General features: G+C 72.1%; 19 protein-coding genes and 1 pseudogene. 7 read left to right on the forward strand and 13 right to left on the reverse strand.

What is annotated here, in order from left to right; genetic code table 11:
* Positions 1–105 precede the first annotated feature (105 nt).
* On the forward strand, positions 106–1,710 hold the full coding sequence (lnt, locus tag EV375_RS00970; RefSeq protein WP_130297741.1) for an apolipoprotein N-acyltransferase: 1,605 nt from the start codon (positions 106–108) through the stop codon (positions 1,708–1,710).
* Here the strand turns inward: lnt and EV375_RS00975 are convergent.
* Positions 1,682–2,902: pseudogene (locus EV375_RS00975) on the reverse strand (FAD-dependent monooxygenase). The gene lnt and the pseudogene EV375_RS00975 sit on opposite strands and share 29 nt — an antisense overlap.
* A gap of 110 nt (positions 2,903–3,012) precedes the next feature.
* Between EV375_RS00975 and EV375_RS00980 the strand changes: the two are divergent.
* Entirely contained in the window at positions 3,013–3,639 is a 627-nt protein-coding gene (locus EV375_RS00980) for a TetR family transcriptional regulator (RefSeq protein WP_130297742.1), read from the forward strand.
* Between the two features lie 93 nt (positions 3,640–3,732).
* On the opposite strand, the gene EV375_RS00985 is transcribed toward EV375_RS00980, so the two are convergent.
* From EV375_RS00985 to EV375_RS01020, 7 genes are all read right to left on the reverse strand, one after another.
* On the reverse strand, positions 3,733–4,206 hold the full coding sequence (locus tag EV375_RS00985) for a hypothetical protein (RefSeq protein WP_130297743.1): 474 nt from the start codon (positions 4,204–4,206) through the stop codon (positions 3,733–3,735).
* 80 nt (positions 4,207–4,286) lie between these two features.
* Positions 4,287–4,973 carry a uracil-DNA glycosylase gene (locus EV375_RS00990; RefSeq protein ID WP_130301514.1) on the reverse strand — a complete coding sequence of 229 codons (687 nt, stop codon included), beginning with the start codon at positions 4,971–4,973 and terminating at the stop codon, positions 4,287–4,289.
* Positions 4,974–5,210: 237 nt separating this feature from the next.
* Positions 5,211–6,803 (reverse strand): ABC transporter substrate-binding protein, encoded by a 1,593-nt coding sequence (locus EV375_RS01000; RefSeq protein ID WP_130297745.1) that lies wholly within the window; start codon positions 6,801–6,803, stop codon positions 5,211–5,213.
* A 315-nt stretch (positions 6,804–7,118) separates the two neighbouring features.
* A complete protein-coding gene (locus tag EV375_RS01005) occupies positions 7,119–7,889 on the reverse strand; it encodes an SDR family oxidoreductase (RefSeq protein WP_130297746.1) in 771 nt (256 codons plus the stop codon).
* 17 nt (positions 7,890–7,906) lie between these two features.
* A complete protein-coding gene (gene fabG, locus EV375_RS01010) occupies positions 7,907–8,668 on the reverse strand; it encodes a 3-oxoacyl-ACP reductase FabG (RefSeq protein ID WP_130297747.1) in 762 nt (253 codons plus the stop codon).
* A 108-nt stretch (positions 8,669–8,776) separates the two neighbouring features.
* Positions 8,777–9,193 carry a DUF3037 domain-containing protein gene (locus EV375_RS01015; protein ID WP_130297748.1) on the reverse strand — a complete coding sequence of 139 codons (417 nt, stop codon included), beginning with the start codon at positions 9,191–9,193 and terminating at the stop codon, positions 8,777–8,779.
* On the reverse strand, positions 9,190–10,059 hold the full coding sequence (locus EV375_RS01020) for a HipA family kinase (RefSeq protein ID WP_130297749.1): 870 nt from the start codon (positions 10,057–10,059) through the stop codon (positions 9,190–9,192). Before EV375_RS01020 ends, EV375_RS01015 begins: the two co-directional genes overlap by 4 nt.
* Positions 10,060–10,142: 83 nt before the next feature.
* Here EV375_RS01020 and EV375_RS01025 point away from each other — a divergent pair, with 83 nt between their 5' ends.
* Both EV375_RS01025 and EV375_RS01030 read left to right on the forward strand, forming a co-directional pair.
* Positions 10,143–12,293 carry a S9 family peptidase gene (locus tag EV375_RS01025; protein ID WP_486588214.1) on the forward strand — a complete coding sequence of 717 codons (2,151 nt, stop codon included), beginning with the start codon at positions 10,143–10,145 and terminating at the stop codon, positions 12,291–12,293.
* Between the two features lie 80 nt (positions 12,294–12,373).
* Positions 12,374–12,826: a Rieske (2Fe-2S) protein gene (locus tag EV375_RS01030; protein WP_130297750.1), complete on the forward strand. Its 453-nt coding sequence runs from the start codon at positions 12,374–12,376 to the stop codon at positions 12,824–12,826.
* Positions 12,827–13,010: 184 nt separating this feature from the next.
* Here the strand turns inward: EV375_RS01030 and EV375_RS01035 are convergent, their stop codons facing one another.
* A complete protein-coding gene (locus EV375_RS01035) occupies positions 13,011–14,342 on the reverse strand; it encodes an aminotransferase class I/II-fold pyridoxal phosphate-dependent enzyme (protein ID WP_130297751.1) in 1,332 nt (443 codons plus the stop codon).
* Positions 14,343–14,389: 47 nt separating this feature from the next.
* Here EV375_RS01035 and EV375_RS01040 point away from each other — a divergent pair, with 47 nt between their 5' ends.
* Entirely contained in the window at positions 14,390–15,073 is a 684-nt protein-coding gene (locus EV375_RS01040) for a pyridoxamine 5'-phosphate oxidase family protein (RefSeq protein WP_130297752.1), read from the forward strand.
* A gap of 46 nt (positions 15,074–15,119) precedes the next feature.
* Here EV375_RS01040 and EV375_RS01045 read toward each other — a convergent pair whose 3' ends face one another.
* Positions 15,120–16,142 (reverse strand): EamA family transporter, encoded by a 1,023-nt coding sequence (locus EV375_RS01045; protein ID WP_130297753.1) that lies wholly within the window; start codon positions 16,140–16,142, stop codon positions 15,120–15,122.
* 12 nt (positions 16,143–16,154) lie between these two features.
* A complete protein-coding gene (locus tag EV375_RS01050) occupies positions 16,155–16,754 on the reverse strand; it encodes a hypothetical protein (RefSeq protein WP_486588215.1) in 600 nt (199 codons plus the stop codon).
* 212 nt (positions 16,755–16,966) lie between these two features.
* Here EV375_RS01050 and EV375_RS29310 point away from each other — a divergent pair, with 212 nt between their 5' ends.
* Complete coding sequence (locus EV375_RS29310) at positions 16,967–17,650, forward strand: DUF4232 domain-containing protein (RefSeq protein ID WP_486588216.1); 684 nt, start codon at positions 16,967–16,969, stop codon at positions 17,648–17,650.
* 49 nt (positions 17,651–17,699) lie between these two features.
* Here EV375_RS29310 and EV375_RS01060 read toward each other — a convergent pair whose 3' ends face one another.
* On the reverse strand, positions 17,700–18,317 hold the full coding sequence (locus EV375_RS01060; RefSeq protein WP_130297754.1) for a PadR family transcriptional regulator: 618 nt from the start codon (positions 18,315–18,317) through the stop codon (positions 17,700–17,702).
* Between the two features lie 182 nt (positions 18,318–18,499).
* Between EV375_RS01060 and EV375_RS01065 the strand changes: the two genes are divergently transcribed.
* The gene (locus tag EV375_RS01065) at positions 18,500–19,339 is read left to right on the forward strand and encodes a PhzF family phenazine biosynthesis protein (RefSeq protein ID WP_130297755.1); all 840 of its coding nucleotides are present in this window, start codon (positions 18,500–18,502) and stop codon (positions 19,337–19,339) included.
* A gap of 25 nt (positions 19,340–19,364) precedes the next feature.
* Here EV375_RS01065 and EV375_RS01070 read toward each other — a convergent pair whose 3' ends face one another.
* A complete protein-coding gene (locus EV375_RS01070; protein ID WP_130297756.1) occupies positions 19,365–20,204 on the reverse strand; it encodes a CPBP family intramembrane glutamic endopeptidase in 840 nt (279 codons plus the stop codon).
* Positions 20,205–20,207: the final 3 nt, after the last annotated feature.

Genomic DNA, 20,207 nt, shown 5'->3' on the forward strand with positions numbered 1-20,207 from the left:
CAGGTCACAACGGTCCGTACGGTCCCCTCCGGTGCATGGGCCCTCCCCCGCCGGGGAAGCCCTCGCACAGTCGGTGATCCGGCGACCGGACGGTGGAGGCGAGGCATGGCCGCAGAACGTGCAGGCGAGGGCGCCACCGGGCGGCGGCCCTCCCGCTGGCTGCGTGCCGTGGCGGCGGCCGTGGCCGGCGCGCTGCCGGCCTTCGCCTTCCCGGCCCCGTCCCTGTGGTGGCTCGCGTGGGTGGCGCTGGTGCCGTGGCTGCTGCTGCTGCGCGGCGCCCCGACCGGCCGGCAGGCGGCGCTGGCGGGCTGGGCCGGCGGTACGGGTTTCATGATCGCCGTGCACCACTGGCTGCTGCCGAGCCTGCACGTCTTCCTCTTCGTACTGGCGGCGCTGCTGGGCCTGTTGTGGGCGCCGTGGGGCTGGCTCGTGAGACGGCTGCTCGCCGGAAGGCCGGGGCCGGGCAGCGTGGCGGCCGCCGTCGCACTGGTGCCGTCTGGCTGGCTCCTCGCCGAACTCGTCCGGTCCTGGGAGTACCTGGGCGGACCGTGGGGGCTCCTCGGCGCCAGCCAGTGGCAGGTCGCTCCCGCCCTCCGGCTGGCGTCCGTGGGCGGGGTGTGGCTGGTCAGCTTCGTGCTTGTCGCCGCGAACACGGCCCTGGCGGCTGCGGCCGCGCTCCTGCTCGCACGCGGTTCCGGGCGTGCGGTGGTGCCCGCGGCCTCGGCGGGGGCGGCTGCCGCCGCCCTCGCTGTCTGCGGCGGCGCTCTCGCTGCCGCGTGGGCATGGGCGCCGGTACCCCGCACGGACGGGCAGATGCGCGTCGCCCTCGTCCAGCCAGGAGTGGTCAAGGGCCAGCGCGCGAGGCTGGAGCGCAGCGAGGAGCTGACCCGCCGGCTGGCGGGACGGAAGCCGGACCTGATCGTGTGGGGTGAGAGCAGCGTCAGCTTCGATCTGGGGGCCCATCCGGAGCTGCGGCGGCAACTGGCGGACCTTTCCTCACGGGTGGGCGCACGGATCCTGGTCAATGTGGACGCCCGTCGCTCCGACCGGCCCGGCATCTACAAGAGTTCGGTGCTCATCGGCCCGGACGGCCCGATCGGCAGGCGGTACGACAAGACGCGCCTGGTGCCCTTCGGCGAGTACGTCCCGGCCCGCTCCCTGCTCGGCTGGGCCACGTCGGTGGGCCGCGCCGCCGGCGAGGACCGGCTGCGCGGCGACGGGCCGGTGATGATGAAGGCATCGGGCGAGAGGTTCGGCCCCCTGGTGTGCTTCGAGAGCGCCTTCCCCGACATGAGCCGTCAACTGGCTCTGGACGGGGCCAGGCTGATCGTCACGCAGTCCTCCACCTCGACCTTCCAGGACAGTTGGGCACCGGCGCAGCACGCCTCGCTGGGCGCGCTGCGCGCCGCCGAGACGGGGCGGCCGATGGTGCACGCCACCCTCACCGGCATCAGCGCGGTGTACGCGCCGCGGGGTGAGCGCACCGGCCCCTGGCTCGGCACCGACCGCAGCACCAGCGAGATCTACACGGTGCCGCTCGCCACCGGTGAGACGCTCTACCTGCGCACCGGCGACTGGATCGTGCACTCGGCTCTGGCGGCGCTCGCGCTCTACGGGGCGGTGGCGGCCATCCGGGCGCTCAGCAGCCGCCGGCGAGGGGGCGCGAAGGGGCCGGGCCGCTTCAACTCCGTACCTGGCGCGCCCCGTTGACGCCCACGGCGTCCTGATACCCGGGTGGGCTCCAGTCGGCGATCCCGTCGAGCGCGCGCAGCGCCAGGTGTGGTCCCAGCCGGTTGACCGCGGCCACCGCGGCGTCCCGAAGAGCGCAGGCGGGAGCGGAGGTCAGGGTGACGAGGCGGCCGACCCTGATGGCGCGCCGCACCACCTCACCGGTGCGGGGCAGCCGGTCACTCGTGTAGGCGGCGAGGGCAGCGGGAACGTCCGTCCCCGGCTCGGTGTGGTGAGCGAGCACGACGGCGTCCTCGACGGCCTGGTTGCCACCCTGGCCGAGCGTCGGCGGCATGGCGTGAGCGGCGTCGCCGAGCAGGGCGACGCGCCCCCGGTGGAAGGCCGGCAGCGGCGCCGCGGCCTGATAGACATCGCTGCGCAGCACATCTCCCGGCCCCGCGGCCTCAAGAATCGCCGGTACCGGTTCGTGCCAGGTGCCGAACCGGCGTCGCAGCTCGGCGAGTTCACCGTCGGGCGTCCGCTGCCCCGCCGGTACCGCCGCGGCGGCGTAGGCATAGACGTGTCCGTCGTGCAGCGGCTGGGTGCCCCACAGGACGCCGCGGCCCCACGTCTCGTGCGGCGGGTAGGCGACGCCGGGCGCCGGGACGACGAGCCGCCAGGCGGTGAAACCCGCGTACCGGGGTCCGGGCTGCCCGGGGAAGAGGACGGAACGCGCCGGGGAATGGATGCCGTCGGCGGCGACGACCAGGTCCGCCTCCCACTCCTGCGCACCGCTGCGCACCTGTGCGCGCCGGCCCTCGCCGCCGGGGTCAGCGAGGTCGGCGGCCGTGTCCGTGCGTACCGCGCCTTCGGGCAGCAGGGAGTGGAGGAGCGAGATGAGCGTGGCCCTGTGCAGCGGCACGAACGGGCCGCCGAAGCGGGCGGCGGCGGCCTCCTGGTTCGTACGGGAGAGCCACCGCCCGGACGGAGTGCGCAGCCCTCCCTCGTCGCTCCAGGTGCGCATGGATCTGACGGTGTCACCGAGGCCGATCGTGTCCAGCGCCCGCAGCTAGTTGGGCGTCATCCCCATTCCCGCCCCCACGGCCTCGACTGCGTGGGCCCGTTCGAGGACGGTGACCCGCCATCCCCGCTGATGCAGCGCGACGGCGGCGGTGAGGCCGCCGATGCCGGCTCCGATGACGAGTGCGCCGGGCCGGGAGCGGGGCTCGGACATGTGCGGTCTCCTTCTCCGTCGGGAATGACCGTCACACGGTCACTACATCTGTAGTGTACTACGCCTGTAGTGGAGCCGTGCCTCCCCACCCCCGACGTACATTGGCTGCCATGACCGCGCCCCGTTCCTCTCTCCCGGCCACCCGCTCCGAGGTGATCGGCGACGCCGCGATCTCCCTACTGGCAGGGGGCGGGCTCCGCGCGCTGACCCACCGGGCGGTGGACGAGGCGGCCGGCCTTCCGCAGGGATCGACCTCCAACCACGCCCGAACGCGGGCGGCACTGATCGAGGCGGCGGTGCGGCACCTGGCCGTGCGGGAGTCACAGGTGATCTCGCTCGAGGAGATGCCGCAAGGAGAGGACGCCGACGAACTCGCGGACGGGCTGGCGCTCGCGATGCACCGCTACCTCACCCGCGACCCCTCGCTTCTCATCGCGCGCTACGAACTGGCCCTGGAGATCACACGGCGGCCGGAGCTGCGCGAGATGTATGTGCGCACCGGGACGAGCGCCTTCCGGAAGCCGCTCGTGGCGATGCTGAGCCGGGCCGGGTCGCACGAGCCGGAACGGCACACGCTGTCCCTGGTGGCGTGGTGCGACGGCATGCTCTTCTCGTGCACAGCCGGCTCCTACGCCGCGGAGGTTCCCACCCTCGAGGAACTGCGCGCAGGTTTGCGGGAGTTGCTGCACGGGATGCTCAGTCCTCGGCCCGCCTCCCCGGCACGGCGGGGAAGCTGAGCAAGGCGCGGCGGCGGCCGGCCGCACCGGACGGAGCGTCAGCGCACGCCTTGCTCGGGGTGCCCTCCTTGCCGTGCGTCGTCCGGGAACGGGTCAGGCCGGCCCCAGCCGGCTCTCCAGTCTCCCCACGGCGGCCCTGATGCCCGCCCCGTATTCGTCGTCGGCCAGCGATCCCAGCGCGCCCTGCGCCCGGCGGAGTTCACGACGCGCGGCACCGCTGTCCCCGAGCTTGGCGTGGTCCGCGGCGAGGTTGAGGTACAGCGAGGGATACAGGGAGCGCACGGCCAGCGAGTGCTCCCCCCACTCGACCTCCTCCTCGGTCAGCGCGTCCGCGGCCGCCAGGGCGCGGCGGTCCCACTCCAGTTCGGCGGCGGGGTCGTCCTGAGTGTCCGCCATGTAGTGCGCGATGGTGCAGCGGTGGAAGAGGTCACCTTCACCTGTCTCCGACCACAGCAGCGCAAGGCGGTTGCGAGCCTCCTCACGGTCGCCCGCGCGGTGGAGCATGATCGCCTGGCCGATCCGGACCAGGACCCCGTCCGGGGATGTCTCCTGCTGCGACTCCGTCACGGAACTCCTCCTCCACCGGCCCGCCGGGTGCTGCTGTCACCTGCCACGACGACGCTAGCCGCAGCCACTGACAATCGCGCTCAGGCGCGTGCACCGGCCTCGGGGATGCGCCAGTCGACCGGAGGGTGGCCTGCGGCGGCGACCGCTTCGTCGATCCGGCTGAAGGGACGGGAGCCGAAGAACTTCCTGGCGGAGAGCGGAGAGGGGTGCGCGCCCTGCACCACCGTGTGCCGTGCCGTGTCGATGAGCGGGAGTTTCTTCTTGGCGTGGTTGCCCCACAGCACGAACACCGCGGGCGTCTCCCGGGCGGCAACGGCCCGGATGACGGCGTCCGTGAACCTCTCCCAGCCCTTGCCCTTGTGGGAGTTGGCCTCTCCGGCCCTGACCGTCAGCACCGCGTTGAGGAGCAGCACGCCCTGCTCTGCCCACGGCATGAGATACCCGCTGTCCGGGACGGGGTGGCCCAGATCGTCGCGCAACTCCTTGTAGATGTTGCGCAGCGACGGGGGCGTACGGACGCCGGGAAGCACGGAGAAGCACAGGCCGTGACCCTGGCCTTCTCCGTGGTACGGGTCCTGGCCGAGGATCAGGACCTTCACCCGCTCGTACGGAGTCGCGTGCAGCGCCGCGAAGACCTCCTCGCGCGGCGGGTAGACCGGGCCCCGCTCGCGCTCCTGCTCGACGAACTCGGCCAGCTCCTTGAAGTAGGGCTTGCCGGTCTCCTCGCCGAGGGCCTGCTGCCAGGAGTCCGGCAGGGTGCCCAGCATGTCGTTCAACTCTCGTACCTCCGCGGCGGCTTCGCGTGCGTCTTCTGCCGCCACGAAAGTACCGGCTGCCGCCGACAGCCGGTCCCCGGAACCGGCCGCCGCGGTCCTCCTCGCAGCTCCGCGCAGCGCGTCCCGCCGGGCCTGCCAGACCTGCCGGGCCGCCCACCGCCGTGAGGCGGCGCGAGACCGGGAGGTGCGCCGGCCAGGCGGCCGTGCGGCTCCCGGTCCGGCGCCGGTCTACCAGCTGGACTTCTTGTGCAGCTCCCACAGGCGCGGCAGCGTGGAGGGGTCGAGAACCCATTCGACGCCTGCCACATCCTTGAGCGAGGCCACGTACACCCGGCCCTGCCACAGCGGCAGCAGCCTCGCGTCCTTCGCGATGATCTTCTGCGCGCGGGTGAAGTCGCGGCTTGCGGTCGCGCGGTTGCTCTCCTTGCGCGACTTGGGAAGCAGCTCGCCGGTGATCTCCGGGTTGTCGTAGGGCGTGGCGAGCGCGTTGTTCTTGCCGACGAACGGAGCCACGTAGTTGTCGGCGTCCGGGAAGTCGGGGAACCAACCGCGGCCGAAGACGGGGTACTTGCCCTTGCTGTATCCCTCGACGAACTCGGACCAGGGGCGGCCCTGGACGCTCACGTCGAAGAGCCCCGACTTGTTGAGCTGGCGCTTGAGTTCGGCGAACGTCTCGCCCGTCGTCGAACCGTAGCGGTCCGTGGTGTACCAGAGCTTCAACGGCACCTTCTTGGTGATGCCGGCGTCGGTGAGCGTCTGCTTCGCCTTCTCCCGGTCGGGCTCGCCGTAGCGGTCGTAGTAGGCGGCGGTGTGGCCGGTGATACCGCCGGGGACCATGGAGTACAGCGGGTCGGCCGTGCGGTGGTAGACGTTGCGCACCAGCGCCTTGCGGTCGACCAGCTCGGCGACGGCCTTGCGCACGGCGGGGTTTCCGGCCATGCGGTCCTTGGGGTTGAAGACGAGGTAGCTGATCTCGGCGCCCAGGAGCTCGGTCAGCTCCACTTCCTGGTTGCCGTTCGCCTGCGCCTTCCGGAAACCGGTGACCTGATCGGGCGTCAGTCCCCGGTATGCGACATCGATCTTCTCGTCCTTGAGCGCGGTCACCATCTTTTTGGAGTCCTGGAAGTATTCGATGGTGACGACGTCGTTCTTGGGCTTCGCGGGACCGCGGTAACCGTTGTACTTGGTCAGCTCGGCCCTCTTGCCCTTGCTGTAGGACTTCAGCGAGTACGGGCCGGACCCCACGAGCTTGCTGCCCTTGCGCAGCTTCTTCGCCGGGTAGCTCTCCGGGTCGACGATCGCCGTCGCCGGAGTGGCGAGGATGAAGGGGAAAGTGGCGTCGGACTTCTTCAGGTGGAAGACGACGGTGCGCTTGTCCGGTGTTTCCGTTCGCTCCAGGCTCCCCATCAGGCCGAGCGGTCCCGACTTCGCCTTGATCGCCATGACACGGTCCACCGAATGCTTCACCGCGCGGGAGTCGAGCGGATTCCCGTTGGAGAACTTCAGGCCGTCCTTGAGGGTGCACCGGTAGACGCGGCTCGCGGAATCGGTGAATCCGCAGCGCTTGGCGGCGTCGGGCTCCGGGGAGGAGGAGCTGCTGGGGAAGGACAGCAGGGTCTGGAAGACGTTCTTGTAAAGCTCCCACGACCCGTCCCAGGCCGCCGCAGGGTCGAGTGTGCTGGGAGCACTGGTGGTCCCAGCGACGACCTCGCGGCGCTTCTCCTCGCCGCTTCCCCCCGACATCGAACTGCACCCGGCGACCATGGACGTTGATATGACAACGATCGCTGCGATCTTCAGAGGTCCGTTCCGGTCGAACACCTGCGCGCTCCTCAGTCGGCGTGGGCCAATACTGCCGATGCAGTTGCAAAAGGGAATTGCCGCCGGCCGGTCGATGCGTCGCTTGCGCTGTCTCCACGCCTTCGTACGGAGGTACGGGCGCGCCCCACGCGGAGCCGCTGGCCGATAGGCGAAAGCGACCCTACCTCAGCATCCGACTCCGGGAACATGCACTGGTCAACCATTCGTCAATTACCAACGAGACGTGCGTCATTCCGATGACTGCGGGTGCCGGTCCGGCGACGGACCGGCACCCGGATTCTCGCGGCGGGGAGGTGCGCACTCGCCGGAAAGCCGCTACTCGACTCCGGCGTTGAGCGCGAGTCCGCCGTCGAGGACCAGCGTCTGGCCGGTGATCCACGCCGATTCGGCGGAGGTGAGGAAGGCGGCGGCGCCCCCGATGTCCTCCGGCGCTCCCAGCCTGTTCATCGGATAGCGCGCGGCGGCCTCCTCCTCCCGTCCCTCGTAGAGGGCCGCGGCGAACTTCGTCTTCACGACCGCGGGTGCGATGGCGTTGACCCGCACCGTCGGCGCGAACTCGTGTGCCAGCTGCTGTGTGAGATTGATCATCGCCGCCTTGCTCATGCCGTAGGCCCCGATGAACGGCGAGGCCGACATTCCGGCGATGGAGGCGATGTTGACGATCGTCCCGCCGTTGTCCCGCTGCCATGCAGCCCAGGTGGACTGGGCGAAGCCGAGGGCGGAGACCACGTTGGTCTCGAAGACCTTGCGGGCCACACCGAGGTCCAGCTCCGCGATCGGGCCGAAGACCGGATTCGTGCCCGCGTTGTTGACGAGGTGATCCACCCGGCCGTAGGCCTCCATGACCTGCTCGACAGCGGTGCGCCGGTGCTCCTCGTCGTGCGCCTTGCCCGCGACGTACATCGCGCGCTGCGGACCGAGAGCGGCGACGGCCTCCTTGAGGGCGTCCTCGTTGCGGCCCGTGATGCACACGCGGTGCCCCCGGGCGATCAGCGCCTCGGCGACGCCGTAGCCGATGCCCCGGCTGCCGCCGGTGACGATCGCGACCTCGCCGCTGTCCTGCGGTACTGCGTCCTGCTGTGCCATGTTCTGTGACCCTCCGGTCAGTTGAGCGGGCCGCCGGCCACGTACAGCACCTGGCCGGAGACGAAGCCGGCCTGTTCACCGGTGAAGAAGGCGATGGCGTTGGCGATGTCCTCGGGCCGGCCGACGCGCTGCACGGGAATCTGCGACGCGGCGGCGGCCTGGAAGTCCTCGAAGCCCATGCCGACGCGCTCCGCGGTGGCGGCCGTCATGTCGGTGACGATGAAGCCGGGTGCGACGGAGTTGGCGGTGACGCCGAACTTGCCGAGCTCCTTGGCGAGGGTCTTGGTGAAGCCCTGCATGCCGGCCTTGGCCGCGGCGTAGTTGACCTGGCCGCGGTTGCCGAGCGCCGAGGAGGAGGAGAGGTTCACGATCCGCCCGAACCCGGCGTCGACCATGTGCTTCTGGCAGGCCCGGGACATCAGGAACGCTCCGCGCAGGTGCACGTTCATGACCGTGTCCCAGTCGGAGTCGCTCATCTTGAACAACAGGTTGTCCCTCAGCACGCCCGCGTTGTTCACGAGCACGGTGGGCGGCCCGAGTTCGCCGGCGACCCGCGCGACGGCGGCCTCCACCTGCGCGGAGTCGGAGACGTCGCAGCCCACGGCGATCGCCTTGCCGCCGTCGGCTGTGATCTTCTCTACGGTCTCCTTGCAGGCCGACTCGTCGAGGTCGAGCACGGCTACGGCGCGGCCCTCCGCCGCGAGCCGTACCGCGGTGGCCGCGCCGATGCCCCGCGCCGCACCGGTGACGATCGCGACGCGCTGGTCGGTGGTGGACATGCTGTTTTCTCCTCGCCCTGATGAGTGGTGAGCAACCGCTTAGTACCTGTGGCCGTGACGCTATGAGTCCCGCAACCCGCTGTCAACGGGTGCCCGTGGACATGAGATTCAGCGCACCAGCAGCTCCAGCAGCCGCTCGGCCTCCGCCTCCGGATCACTGGTCAGACCCGTGTGCACAGGGCCCGGCTGAACCACCGTGCTGCGGGGAGCCACGAGCCACCGGAAGCGCGCGCCGGGCACCTCGTGTGCGGCCTGCCCGGCGGCGTCCCCTCCGTGGCACACGCCCTCTGCGGCTCGCAGCGCGGCACGCACGCCTTCCAGATCGGCACCGGGATCGAGGGCACGCAGCCGTTCCTCGTCCAGATGGGTGCGGGCCACGACGAGCGATCGGGCGCGGCAGTAGACGACCACACCCGCGTTGATCATCTCCCCGCGCTCCACGCGCGGCACCACACGCAGCAGCGCGTACTCGAACACCTCGCGTCCGGCGCCCTTTCCGGCGCTGCCGCCGCTCCCACCGCTCACCGCCGTGCGCTCCCCTCGCCGCGCCGTCCGGGCGACGTCCTTCCGGTCAGCCAGCCCGGCGCGCGGGAGGGCCCGTCCCTGCTCGGGTGGCCGATCGTGATCCGCTCGTGCAGCAGGGGGACGCGCGCTGAGAGCGTCCTGACGTACGCGTCGCGCAGCTCGTCGGCATCCGCGAACCCCGGCTCGTCGGTGAGCCATTCGTCGGGGACCGCGGCAGCGCACTCGGCGAGGAGCTCACCGGTCACCCGGGGCGCCAGATCCTCCGCGGCCGAGGCCACGTCCGGGCCGAACGGGGCGAGCACGTGGTCGGAGGCGTCGTACGGCCTGGAAACGCCGGAGGAACGGGAGGAGCTGGATGAACCGGCCCGCGCCGAGGGCCAGTTGTGATGCCAGACCAGCGTCGCACCATGGTCGATGAGCCACATCTCGCCGTGCCACACGAGCAGGTTCGGATTGCGCCAGGACCGGTCGACGTTGCCCACCAGCGCGTCGAACCACACCACCCGGCCGGCCTCTGCCGCACTCACGGCGAAGGCCAGCGGGTCCAGGCCCAACGCCCCGGGAAGGAAGTCCATGCCGAGGTTGAGGCCGCCGCTGGCCTTCAGCAGGTCCTGGACCTCCTCGTCGGGCTCGCTCAGGCCGATCACCGGATCCAGCTGGATGCCCACCAGCTCGGGCACCCGCAGTCCGAGCAGCTGCGCGAGCCGCCCCGCGAGTACCTCGGCCACCAGCGTCTTGCGGCCCTGCCCCGCGCCGGTGAACTTCATGACGTACGTGCCGAGATCGTCCGCCTCCACGATCCCCGGCAGCGAACCGCCTTCCCGCAGCGGGGTGACGTAGCGGGTGGCTGTGACTTCACGCAGCATCCGCTCAGGCTAGCCGTCCGCTCCGCCGCGTCGCCGCCGATAATCCGGTGCCTCCGCGGCCCGGGCGGTGGCATCGTGCGCGCATGACTCCTCCCGGCATGTTCGGCACTCCCGGCACAGCGGCCGGCGCGTTTCCGCAGGAGGCCGTGGCGGCCTTCCCTTCCCAGTTCGCCCGCACCCGGCGCTTCTCCCTCGGAACCGTGCGCAATGTGACGCTCTCACCGGACGGAGAGCGCGCGCTGTTCCTGCGCACGCGCAGCGGCAGCGACCCCTCCTGCGGACTGTGGATGCGCGACGCCGGCGGGGAACGCGCGCTCGCCGACCCCGCGACGCTGGAGCAGCCCGGGCCCGGTGCGGCATCTCCCACCCCCGAGGAGGCGTCACGCAGGGAGAGGGAGCGCGATCTGTCCACGGGCATCACGGGCTACGCGGCCGACGACGCCGCGGAGCTGGCCGTCTTCGCCCTCGCGGGCGCGGTGTGGGCGGTGCGCACGCGCCGGGGCGAGCCGTTCGCCCTGCCGGCCGCCGGTCCCGTCACCGACCCCCGCCCCTCCCCGGACGGCCGGTTCCTCGCGTACGTCACGGGCGGCGCGGTGCACGTCATGGCGGCGGACGGCACGGGCAACCGTCGTCTGGCGGGGCCGGAAGCGGGCGAGGAGGCAACGGTCGCCTTCGGACTGACCGACCACGTCTCGGCCGAGTCCATGGGGCGCGGCCGCGGGTACTGGTGGGCTCCCGACAGCAGCGCTCTGCTCGTCGCCCGCGTGGACAACTCACAGGTGCGCCGCCGGTACCTCGGCGACCCTTCCGACCCGGAGCACCCACCGCGCATCCAGTACTACCCGCGGGCCGGGACCGCCAACGCCGATGTCTCGCTCCACCTGGTGCGCCTCGACGGCACGCGCACCGAAGTGGACTGGGACGGCGAGGCGTTCGAGTACGTCGTGGCTGCGGGATGGGACGTCCACGGCCCGCTCGTCACCGTGCAGAGCCGCGACCAGTGCACCCTGCTGACCCTCGGGATCGACGCCGAAAGCGGAGCGACGCGCGTGCTCGCGCGGCAGCACGACGAGCACTGGGTCGAGCTGCTGCCCGGCGCGTACTGCCGAACCGCGTCGGGAGCGCTGGTCCTGCCGTACGAGGACGGGGACACGCGGGGTCTGCGCATCGGTGAGCAGGTGGTGACACCGCCGGGACTGCAGGTCTCCCAGGTGCTGGGTACCGACGGGGAGACGGTGCTCTTCGCCGCGGGCGAGGATCCGCTGGAGACTCATGTGTGGTCCTGGTCCCCCGATGACGGACGTGTCCGGGTCAGCGAGGGTCCGGGCCTGCACTCCGCGGTGCTGCGCGGCGGCACAGTGGTGCTCGAGAGCGCCACTCCCGACGGCCCGCGCGTGACGTTCCTGCGCGAAGGCGTCGCCGCCGGCTCCATCTCCTCCCTCGCCGAGGAACCGCTGATCCGGCCGCAGCCGGAACTGCTGATGCTGGGGCAACGGCGGCTGCGCAGCGCCCTGTTCCTGCCGAGCTGGTACGAGCGCCGGGACCCGGACGCCCCACCGCTTCCAGTGCTGCTCGCCCCCTACGGCGGACCGGGGATGAGACTCGTGGTGCGGGCCCGCATCTGGCCGGCGCCGGTCGCACAGTGGTTCGCGGAACACGGCTACGCGGTCCTGGTGACCGACGGCCGGGGCACACCCGGGCGCGGTCCGTCGTGGGAGAAGGCGATCCGGGGCGACCAGTTCACACCCGTACTCGAGGATCAGGTCGACGCGCTGCACACCGCAGCGGCCCGTCCGTACCTGGACCTGGACCGGGTGGGCATCCAGGGCTGGTCCTTCGGCGGTGCCCTGGCCACGGCGGCGGTGCTGCGACGCCCGGACGTCTTCCACGCGGCGGTCGCGGGCGCCCCCGCCATCGACCCCCGCCTGTACGACACGCACTGGAAGGAGCGCTTCCTCGGGCACCCGGACCAGCACCCGGAGCACTACGACCGCTGCACGCTGCGCAAGGAGGCACATCTGCTGCGGCGTCCGCTGCTGCTGGTGCACGGAACCGCGGACGACAACGTCGCATTCGCACACACCCTGCGCATGTCGGCGGCGCTGCTGGCGGCCGGACGGGAGCACTCGGTGCTGCCGCTGCCGGGGCAGTCGCATATCGTAAGCGACCCGTCGACGGCCGAACGGCTGCTCCGGACGCAATTGGTCTTTCTTGACAAAGCCCTTCGCGGCTGACGAGCGCCTGTGCAGGATTCCCAGGGCAGAGGTAAGCAAAGGCAAATGCGTGCAGCATCCGAGAGAACAGGAAGTTCCCCATGACAGCATCGACCACCCGCAGGTCCGTGCTCGCCGCCGCGGGCGCCGCCTCGGCCGCCGTCACACTCGCCGCCTGCGGCTCGGGCGGCAGCGAGGGTTCGGGCAGCGAGGAGAACGCCGGGGGCGACGGCGGCAGCGAGGAGGGCGGCGGGGCCTCGAACGGCGAACTCGGCAAGGCCGCCGACATCCCGGAGGGCGGCGGAAAGGTCTTCAAGGAGCAGAAGGTCGTGGTGACGCGGCCGAGCGGCTCGGAGTACAAGGCCTTCTCCGCGACATGCACGCACAAGGGCTGCTCTGTCTCCGAGGTGAAGGGCGGAACCATCATCTGCCCCTGCCACGACAGCAGGTTCGACATCTCCGACGGCAGCGTCAAGGGCGGCCCCGCGACGAAGCCGCTTCCTCCTGCGAAGGTCTCCGTGAAGGGCGGGAACATCCACCTCGCCGAGGGCTGAGGTTCCGCCGGCCCCGTCGTCGCGATGCCTGCCGGCCGCGGCCCGTTGCCGCCGTCCGGACCGTCGCGTCTGAGGCCGCGGCGTCCGGTGCGGTCTCCCCGCTGCCGCAGGCCCAGGGGTGGAGCCTGCGGCAGCGGGGAGGCGGCCGCACCGGGGGCCAGGAAAGCCCGGCGGCAGCGGGACGTCAGTCGTAGCGCCGGGCCGCGGCGGGACGGAGGGCGCCGGCGACCGCGTCGGCGAGTCGGCCCGCGTCCTCGGTTCGCAGCGGGGAGACCGTCAGGCGCACGCCCGGCGGGGACGCGAGCCGGAAGCGCGCCCCGGGGGCGACGGCCCAACCCGACTGCAGCAGGCGAGCGACGGCTCCCGTCTCGTCCGGCACCGGCACCCACACGTTCATGCCGCTGCGCCCGTGCGCCTCGACGCCGCGCGCCTCCAGGGCCCGCACGAGCGCGTTCCGGCGCTGCCCGTAGGAGCGGGCCACGGCGGTCACATCGACGGCCCGCGTCTGCCAGAGATGCAGTACGGCGTCCTGGAGCAGACGGCTGACCCAGCCGGGGCCGAGGAGCTGGCGGCCGCGCACGCGGTCGAGGGTGACGGCGTCGCCGGTGACGACTGCCAGGCGCAGGTCGGGCCCGTAGGCCTTCGCCGTGGACCTCACCAGTGCCCAGCAATCGGTGCTGCCCGTCAGGGAGTTGAGCGGTTCCTCGACGATGCCGTGCCCGTGGTCGTCCTCGATGAGGAGCGTCCCGGGGCGGCCGGCGAGCACCTCGCGCAGACGGCGGGCGCGTGCGGCGGTCACCGCCGCGCCCGTCGGGTTCTGCGCACGAGCCGTGACGATGAGGGCGCGGGCGCCCTCTCGCAGCGCGCGTGCGGCCTCCTCGGGCAGCGGGCCTTCGTCGTCGACCGCCACGGGAAGGGTCTTCAGTCCGAGGGCGGGGATGAGGTCGAGCAGACTCCCCCAGCCCGGATCCTCGACGGCGACGGCGTCTCCGGTGCGCAGATGCGCCGCGAGCACCCGCTCGATGGCGTCGAGCGCTCCCGACGTCAGCGCGACCGGCCCGCCTGGCACCCCGTCCTCGTCCAGCAGCCGGCGCGCCTCGACGGCGAGCGGTTCGCTGACGGCGGGCGCGCCGTAGAGAACCGCGCTGCGGGAGGCGTTGTCCGCCGCCGACGCGAGGGCCGCGTGCAGCGGCGGCAGCAACGCGGTGTCGGGGTTGCCGGTGGAGATGTCCACGCATCCCTCGGGCACTTCGGGACGGATGGCCTCCCGCGCTGCTCCTGGCGGCCGTTCGCGTACGCGGCTGCCGCGGCGTCCGGCCGTCTCGATGACTCCGCGTTCCCGCAGGCTCCGGTAGGCGGCCGCCACCGTGTTCGCGTTGACCCCGAGCTGCTGCGCCAACTCCCGCATGGGCGGGAGGGGCCGTCCCGCGGCGAGACCGCCGGTCCGCACCCCGTTCTCCACGCTCGCCGCAATCTCCGCTGCGCGCCGTCCCTCGATCCGGTATTCTCCTAGCACAAATTAGATTTTGCACTAGTGCAAATTGATGTGCAAGGGAGAGCTCCTTGGCGTCCACCGTCCCTTCCCCCGGCCCCTCCCCCGACTCCTACGCAGGTACGGAGCGCACCGTCCCCACGCGGCACCGTGAACGCGCCTCCTACGACCGTGAGTTGGTGCACTCGATCCTCGACGAGGACTACATCTGCCACCTGGGCTTCGTGCGTGACGGCGCACCCGTGGTCCTGCCCACGCTGTACGCCCGGAAGGGCGAGCGCGTCTACGTGCACGGGTCCACCGGCTCGCGGCCGCTGCGAGCGGGCGGCGCCGAGGAGGGACTGCCGGTCTGCCTCACCGTCACCCGCCTCGACGGACTCGTTCTGGCCCGCTCCGCCTTCCACCACTCGCTCAACTACCGCTCGGTGATGGTCCACGGGACCGCGTACCGGGTCCCCGAGGGCGACGAACTCACCGCCGCGCTGGACGCCCTGGTCGACGGCGTGGTCCCCGGGCGCGCGGCCGACTCCCGCCGCCCGGACGCCAGGGAACTGGCCGCCACCGCGGTCCTGCGCCTCGATCTCGCGGAGGTCTCCGCCAAGGTCCGTCAGGGCGGACCGTCCGACGACGCGGAGGACGTCGCGCTGCCCCACTGGAGCGGTGTCGTACCCGTCAGCCGCGTCTACGGCACCCCTGTTCCCGCGGAGGACCTGGCCCCGGGCACGCCACTGCCCGGCTACCTCAGCGGAGGTTGACGGGCGACCGGTTCGCGGTGGGAGCGCGGCGGCGGGCCGGAACGGTTCAGGCGTGGGCGTCGTCCGGCAGGGCACCGTCCACGGCGGTTCCGCCCGCCGCCCCTCCGGAGGCGACCGGCTCGTCCTGCTGCTGCCTGGGCGCCGAACTCTGCGCGATGAAGGCACCGACGAGCACCACCGCACCGCCCACGAGTTGCACGGCGGCGAGGTGTTCGCCGAGGAACACCCAGGCGAGCACGGTCGCGATGACGGCCTCGAGACAGGCCACGACGCCCGCGACCTGCGGGGAGAGCCTGCGGATCGAGACGACTCCCGTCAGATACGCGGCCACCGTCGCCACCAGGACGATCCATCCCAGCAGCACGGGAGCGGGCACCGTCATGCCGTCCATGGAGGCCTGGCCGCCCAGGACGCGCCAGTCCAGCTCCCACGGCCTCGCCAGCACGGTCAGGACGAGAGCGCCGGTGAGCAGCCCGAAGGCGATCACGCCGATCGGATCGGGGGGCGGGCGGCCGTCGGAGCCGTCACTGCCGTGGTCGGAGAGCACGAAGTACCCGACCTGACAGCAGGCCGCGCCCAGCGCGAGCAGCAGCCCGACGAGGTCGAGCGTCAGACCGGACCAGACGCGCACCACGCAGGCCAGGCCGCCGACGGCGAGTACGACGCCCACGCCGGCGGCCCGGCTGACGGGCCGTCGCTGCACGAAGCGCACCCACCCCAGCACCAGTGCGGGTGCGAGATATTCGATGAGCAGTGCGACGCCGACCGGGATGCGGGAGAGCGCGGCGAAGTAGCACGCCTGGACACCGGCGACGGCAAGCAGCCCGAACCCCAGGACGAGCCCGGGGCGTTCACGCACCAGTCCGCGGTGACGCCAGGCGAGGGGCAGCATGACGCAGGCCGCGCCTGCGACCCGGAGCCAGGTCACCTGCAGGGGTTCGAGTCCGGCTTCGATGAGCGGTTTGGCGGCGGGCCCCGAACCGCCGAACGCGAAGGCGGAGACGAGGGCCAGGGTCAGGCCGAGGCTTCCTCCGCGCACGGACGGACCCGGCCGCGTCGTGTCCTGCATGCGCTCATCATGTCAACGATCGACAGGAGTGTCATCCCGGATACCCCTGACACCCGCCGGGGTCTTCCAGCTCCCCGCCCTTCCGGGACCGAGACGCCTGGCAAGTCCGCGCACGTCCACTCCGGCGGTACGCAGCACCTCTGCCGCACGGCACTCGGCGTCGGCCACCAGCCCGGCGAAGAGGTCGACGCCCTCCGCACGACGGGCTTCCCGTGCCCTGACGCGGCCGAGCGCCACCTCCATCGCCGTGGCGGCGGCCGGTGACCACCCCGGCAGCGCAGCCGCACCGGCTCCGGCTCCCGGGCCGGCATCCGCGGCACCGGTCTCCTCGGCCAAGTGCCGCCAGCGCAGGCCGTATCCGATGCTGCGCTGTGCGAGGTAGCCGAGCAGCTTCGCCGTCAGCGGACCCCCACCGCCGAGAAACGCCCGCACGACGGGGTCCGATTCGAGAAGACTGTGCAGAAGGTGTGCGGTGTCCACGTCCCGGTCGCCACCCCTCGAGGCCCGTCGGCGCGCGGTCGCGACGACGGCTGCCAGCTGATCGCTCAGCCGGTCCTCGATCGCCGAGCCCGCCGTCCTGCCGGCAAGCACATGGGTTGCAACGGTGTCCACGAGACCACCACATCACATACACATCCATCGGCACATCCCCCCGTGGGGCATATGCACGTACCCCATCGGGAGGGGCATGCCGCCGCGCACCTCCTCCCTGAGGAGGAGTGCCGCTTTAAGAGCCTCCGGGGAGGGCAGGGGGGAACCGAATGCCCGGAAGGTCGCGTCTTGTACTCCAACAGCCCCCCATACGGCAGCACTTGGAGATTCCCATGGCCGTTCACCATGCACGCGCCGTCCTCGCCGCGCTCGCCCTCGGTGCCGCCGTGACCGTCAGCGGATGCGCAGGGTCCGCCGCCTCCACCTCCAACTCACCGGCCTCCGCGGACGGCACGGACTCCGGCTCCCCCGCGCCGTCCCGTACGCCCAGCTCCTCCACGGACGCGACCGGCGCCCCCGGAGCGCGGAACGCGCCGGAGGGCAACGGGGAGCGCACCGGCGGCTCCGACAGCGGAGCGGACCGGCCGCGCTGGTGCGGGACGGAAGAGCTGTCGGTCTCGCTGCGACCGGGACAGCCCGCGGCGGGCAACCGTTACGCCGCCCTCGTCCTCACCAACTCCTCGTCGGCCGCCTGCCGCACACAGGGCTGGCCGGGTCTCCAGCTGACCGGCGAGAACGGCGGCAAGATCCCCACAGAGGTGGTACGGGACCGCTCCGTACCCTCTCGCCAGATCACCCTCTCCCCCGGCGGGCACGCATCCGCCCGGCTGCACTGGACGGTCGTGCCCGGCGAGGGGGACCCCGGCGACGGCAGGTGTCCCGAGCCGAAGGCGGTGCGCGTGATCCCTCCGGACCAGCGCACCGCGAGGACCGCCGCGTGGAAGCTGGGCGAGGTGTGCGGCGCCGGCGAGCTCGACGTCCGGCCGCTGCTGCCGGGGGCGGAACTCCCGGAGTGACAGGGACGGCGCACGACCTCAGGCCGCGCACCGTCCCCGCCCCTCGCGGTCACTCCTCTTCGGCGAGGATCAGGTAGAGCTTCTTGCGGGCGTCGTTGACGACGCCGATCGCCTTGTCACGCTGCTCGGGCGTGCCGTTCGCCCAGACCTGCTGGAAGGCGCTGACCAGGGCGCCGCCTGCCTTGCGCACCTCGTTCATGGCCTCCCAGTCGATGCCGCGCCCGGCCTCCTCCCAGGGGGCCTCCGGGCCGGCGTCGGCCTCGTCACGGCCGGCACCGGTGAGGGAGAAGAGGTTCTTGCCGCCCTCACTGGCGCTGCTGATGAGCCCCTCGTCCTCCAGCAGCTGAAGCGTCGGGTACACCGAGCCGGGGCTCGGCTTCCACGCACCGCCGCTGCGCTCGGCGATCTCCTGGATCATCTCGTAGCCGTGCATGGGGCGGTCCTTGAGGAGCGCCAGGATCGAGGCCCGCACATCACCACGGCGTGCCCGGCCGCGCGGCCCTCCCCTGCCCCGGCCTCTCGGCCCGAAGGGCGGGCCGTCACCGAAGGGCGGACCGAAGGCACTGAACGCGCGGCGCTCGGACGGGCCGCCGAACCCTGCCGGGCCGCAGTTTCCGGGGCCGCGTCCACGACCCCGGCCGCCGGGCCGCTGTTCATCGTTACGCATGACGACGTCCTTTCCGCGACTTGTCTTCGACAGGCCTTTGACTTGTCGTGATGGCTCAACGATATATCGCCGATGCTCGCAAGGCAATGCTCGTGGCACTGCCCGGCCGGGGACCTGTACCGGTCCACCTCCGCCACATTGGCCGTCGCACACGCCGCGCCGCTCGTCTAACGTCCCGGCTCATGAGGATCCGTACAGTCGACGCCTTCACCGACCGCCCGTACCGCGGGAATCCCGCCGCGGTGGTGCTGCTGGACGAGGAGGCCTTCCCGGCGGAAGAACGCATGCAGGACGTCGCGGGCGAGATGAACCTCTCGGAGACCGCCTTCGCCCACCCTCTCTCCGGCGACGCGGAGGCCGACTGGGCACTCCGCTGGTTCACCCCGGCCGCGGAGGTCGATCTGTGCGGTCACGCCACGCTGGCCACGGCCCACGTCCTGCACAGCGACGGCATCGGCTCCGGCACCGTGCGCTTCCGGACCCGCAGCGGCGTACTCACCGCCGCCACCGCCGCCGGCGGCGTGATCACCCTGGACTTCCCCACGGCCCCGCTGACACCGGCCCAGCCGCCCCCGGGGCTCGCCGCCGCACTCGGCACCGGACCGGTGTCCGTGCACGACACGGGGCCGCTCGATGATCTCCTCGTCGAGGTGGCGGACGAAGCCACACTGCGCGCGCTCACCCCCGACAGCACCGCGCTGGGCCGCCTCCCGCACAGAGGCGTGATCGTCACCGCTGTCGCGGACGGCCGGGGCGGCACCGATCACGGGAGCGGCCACGCGTACGACTACGTCTCACGGATGTTCGCCCCCTCCGTCGGCATCCCCGAGGACCCGGTCACCGGCAGCGCCCACACGGCACTTGCCCCTCTGTGGTCCGCGCGGCTCGGACGGGACTCGCTGACGGGCCTCCAGTGCTCCGCGCGCACCGGCCTGGTCCGTACGACCCTGCGGGGTGATCGCACCGAGCTGACCGGAACCGCGGTCACCGTGCTCGACGCCCGGCTGTGCGCCGGCTGGTGACGGCCCCGCCGGCGCACGGCGGCGGTCAGGGGGTGGGCAGCCAGTCCACCTTGCCCGCGAAGAGCGCGTAACCGGCGAAGGCCACGATGTCGATCAGCGCGTGCGCCACCACGAGCGGGCCCACACGCCCCCAACGCCGGTACAGCAGCACGAAGATGACGCCCATCGCCATGTTGCCGAGCAGCCCGCCGATGCCCTGGTAGAGGTGGTACGCACCGCGCAGCACCGAACTGACCGCGAGGGCGGCCCACGGTGAGAAGTCGAGCTGGCCGAGCCTGCGGAGCAGGTAGCCGACGACGATCACCTCCTCCAGCACGGCGTTCTGCACCGCGGAGGCGATGAGCACCGGGATGCGCCACCACACGTGCGGCAGCGATTCGGGCACCACGGTCAGGTTGAAGCCCGCCTGCACAGCCGCCAGGTAGAGGGCCAGTCCGCTGCCGCCGATGGCTGCGGCGAGAACCGCGCCGCGTCCCAGGTCGAAACCGGGCCTGTTCCGGTCGAACCCGATGGAGCGCAGACCTCCCCCTGGGCCTGGGCGGCCCGGGAGATGCCCCCGACCCTCGCGCGTGAGGAGATGGGCCACCAGCACCACCGGCACGAGCGCCGTGGCGATCCCGAAGAGCTGCCAGGCCAGGTCCAGCCACGGCCGGTCGGGAGCGCGCGAGGTGTTCAGCCGTGCCGCCTGGTCGGCGAGTGCCCCGGAGGCGGTCAGCGAGCCGACGAAACTGATCAGCGCGGAGACGGCGCTCGCACCGAGCGACAGCGCCAGCACGAGCAGCGTCTCCTGCCGGAGTGTGCGCGCCGGGAGCACCTCCCCGGTCTCCGGGAACCGAGCGGGGTCGCTCGCTTGCGACGACTGCACACA

The sequence above is a fragment of the Streptomyces sp. CNZ301 genome (assembly GCF_004217425.1).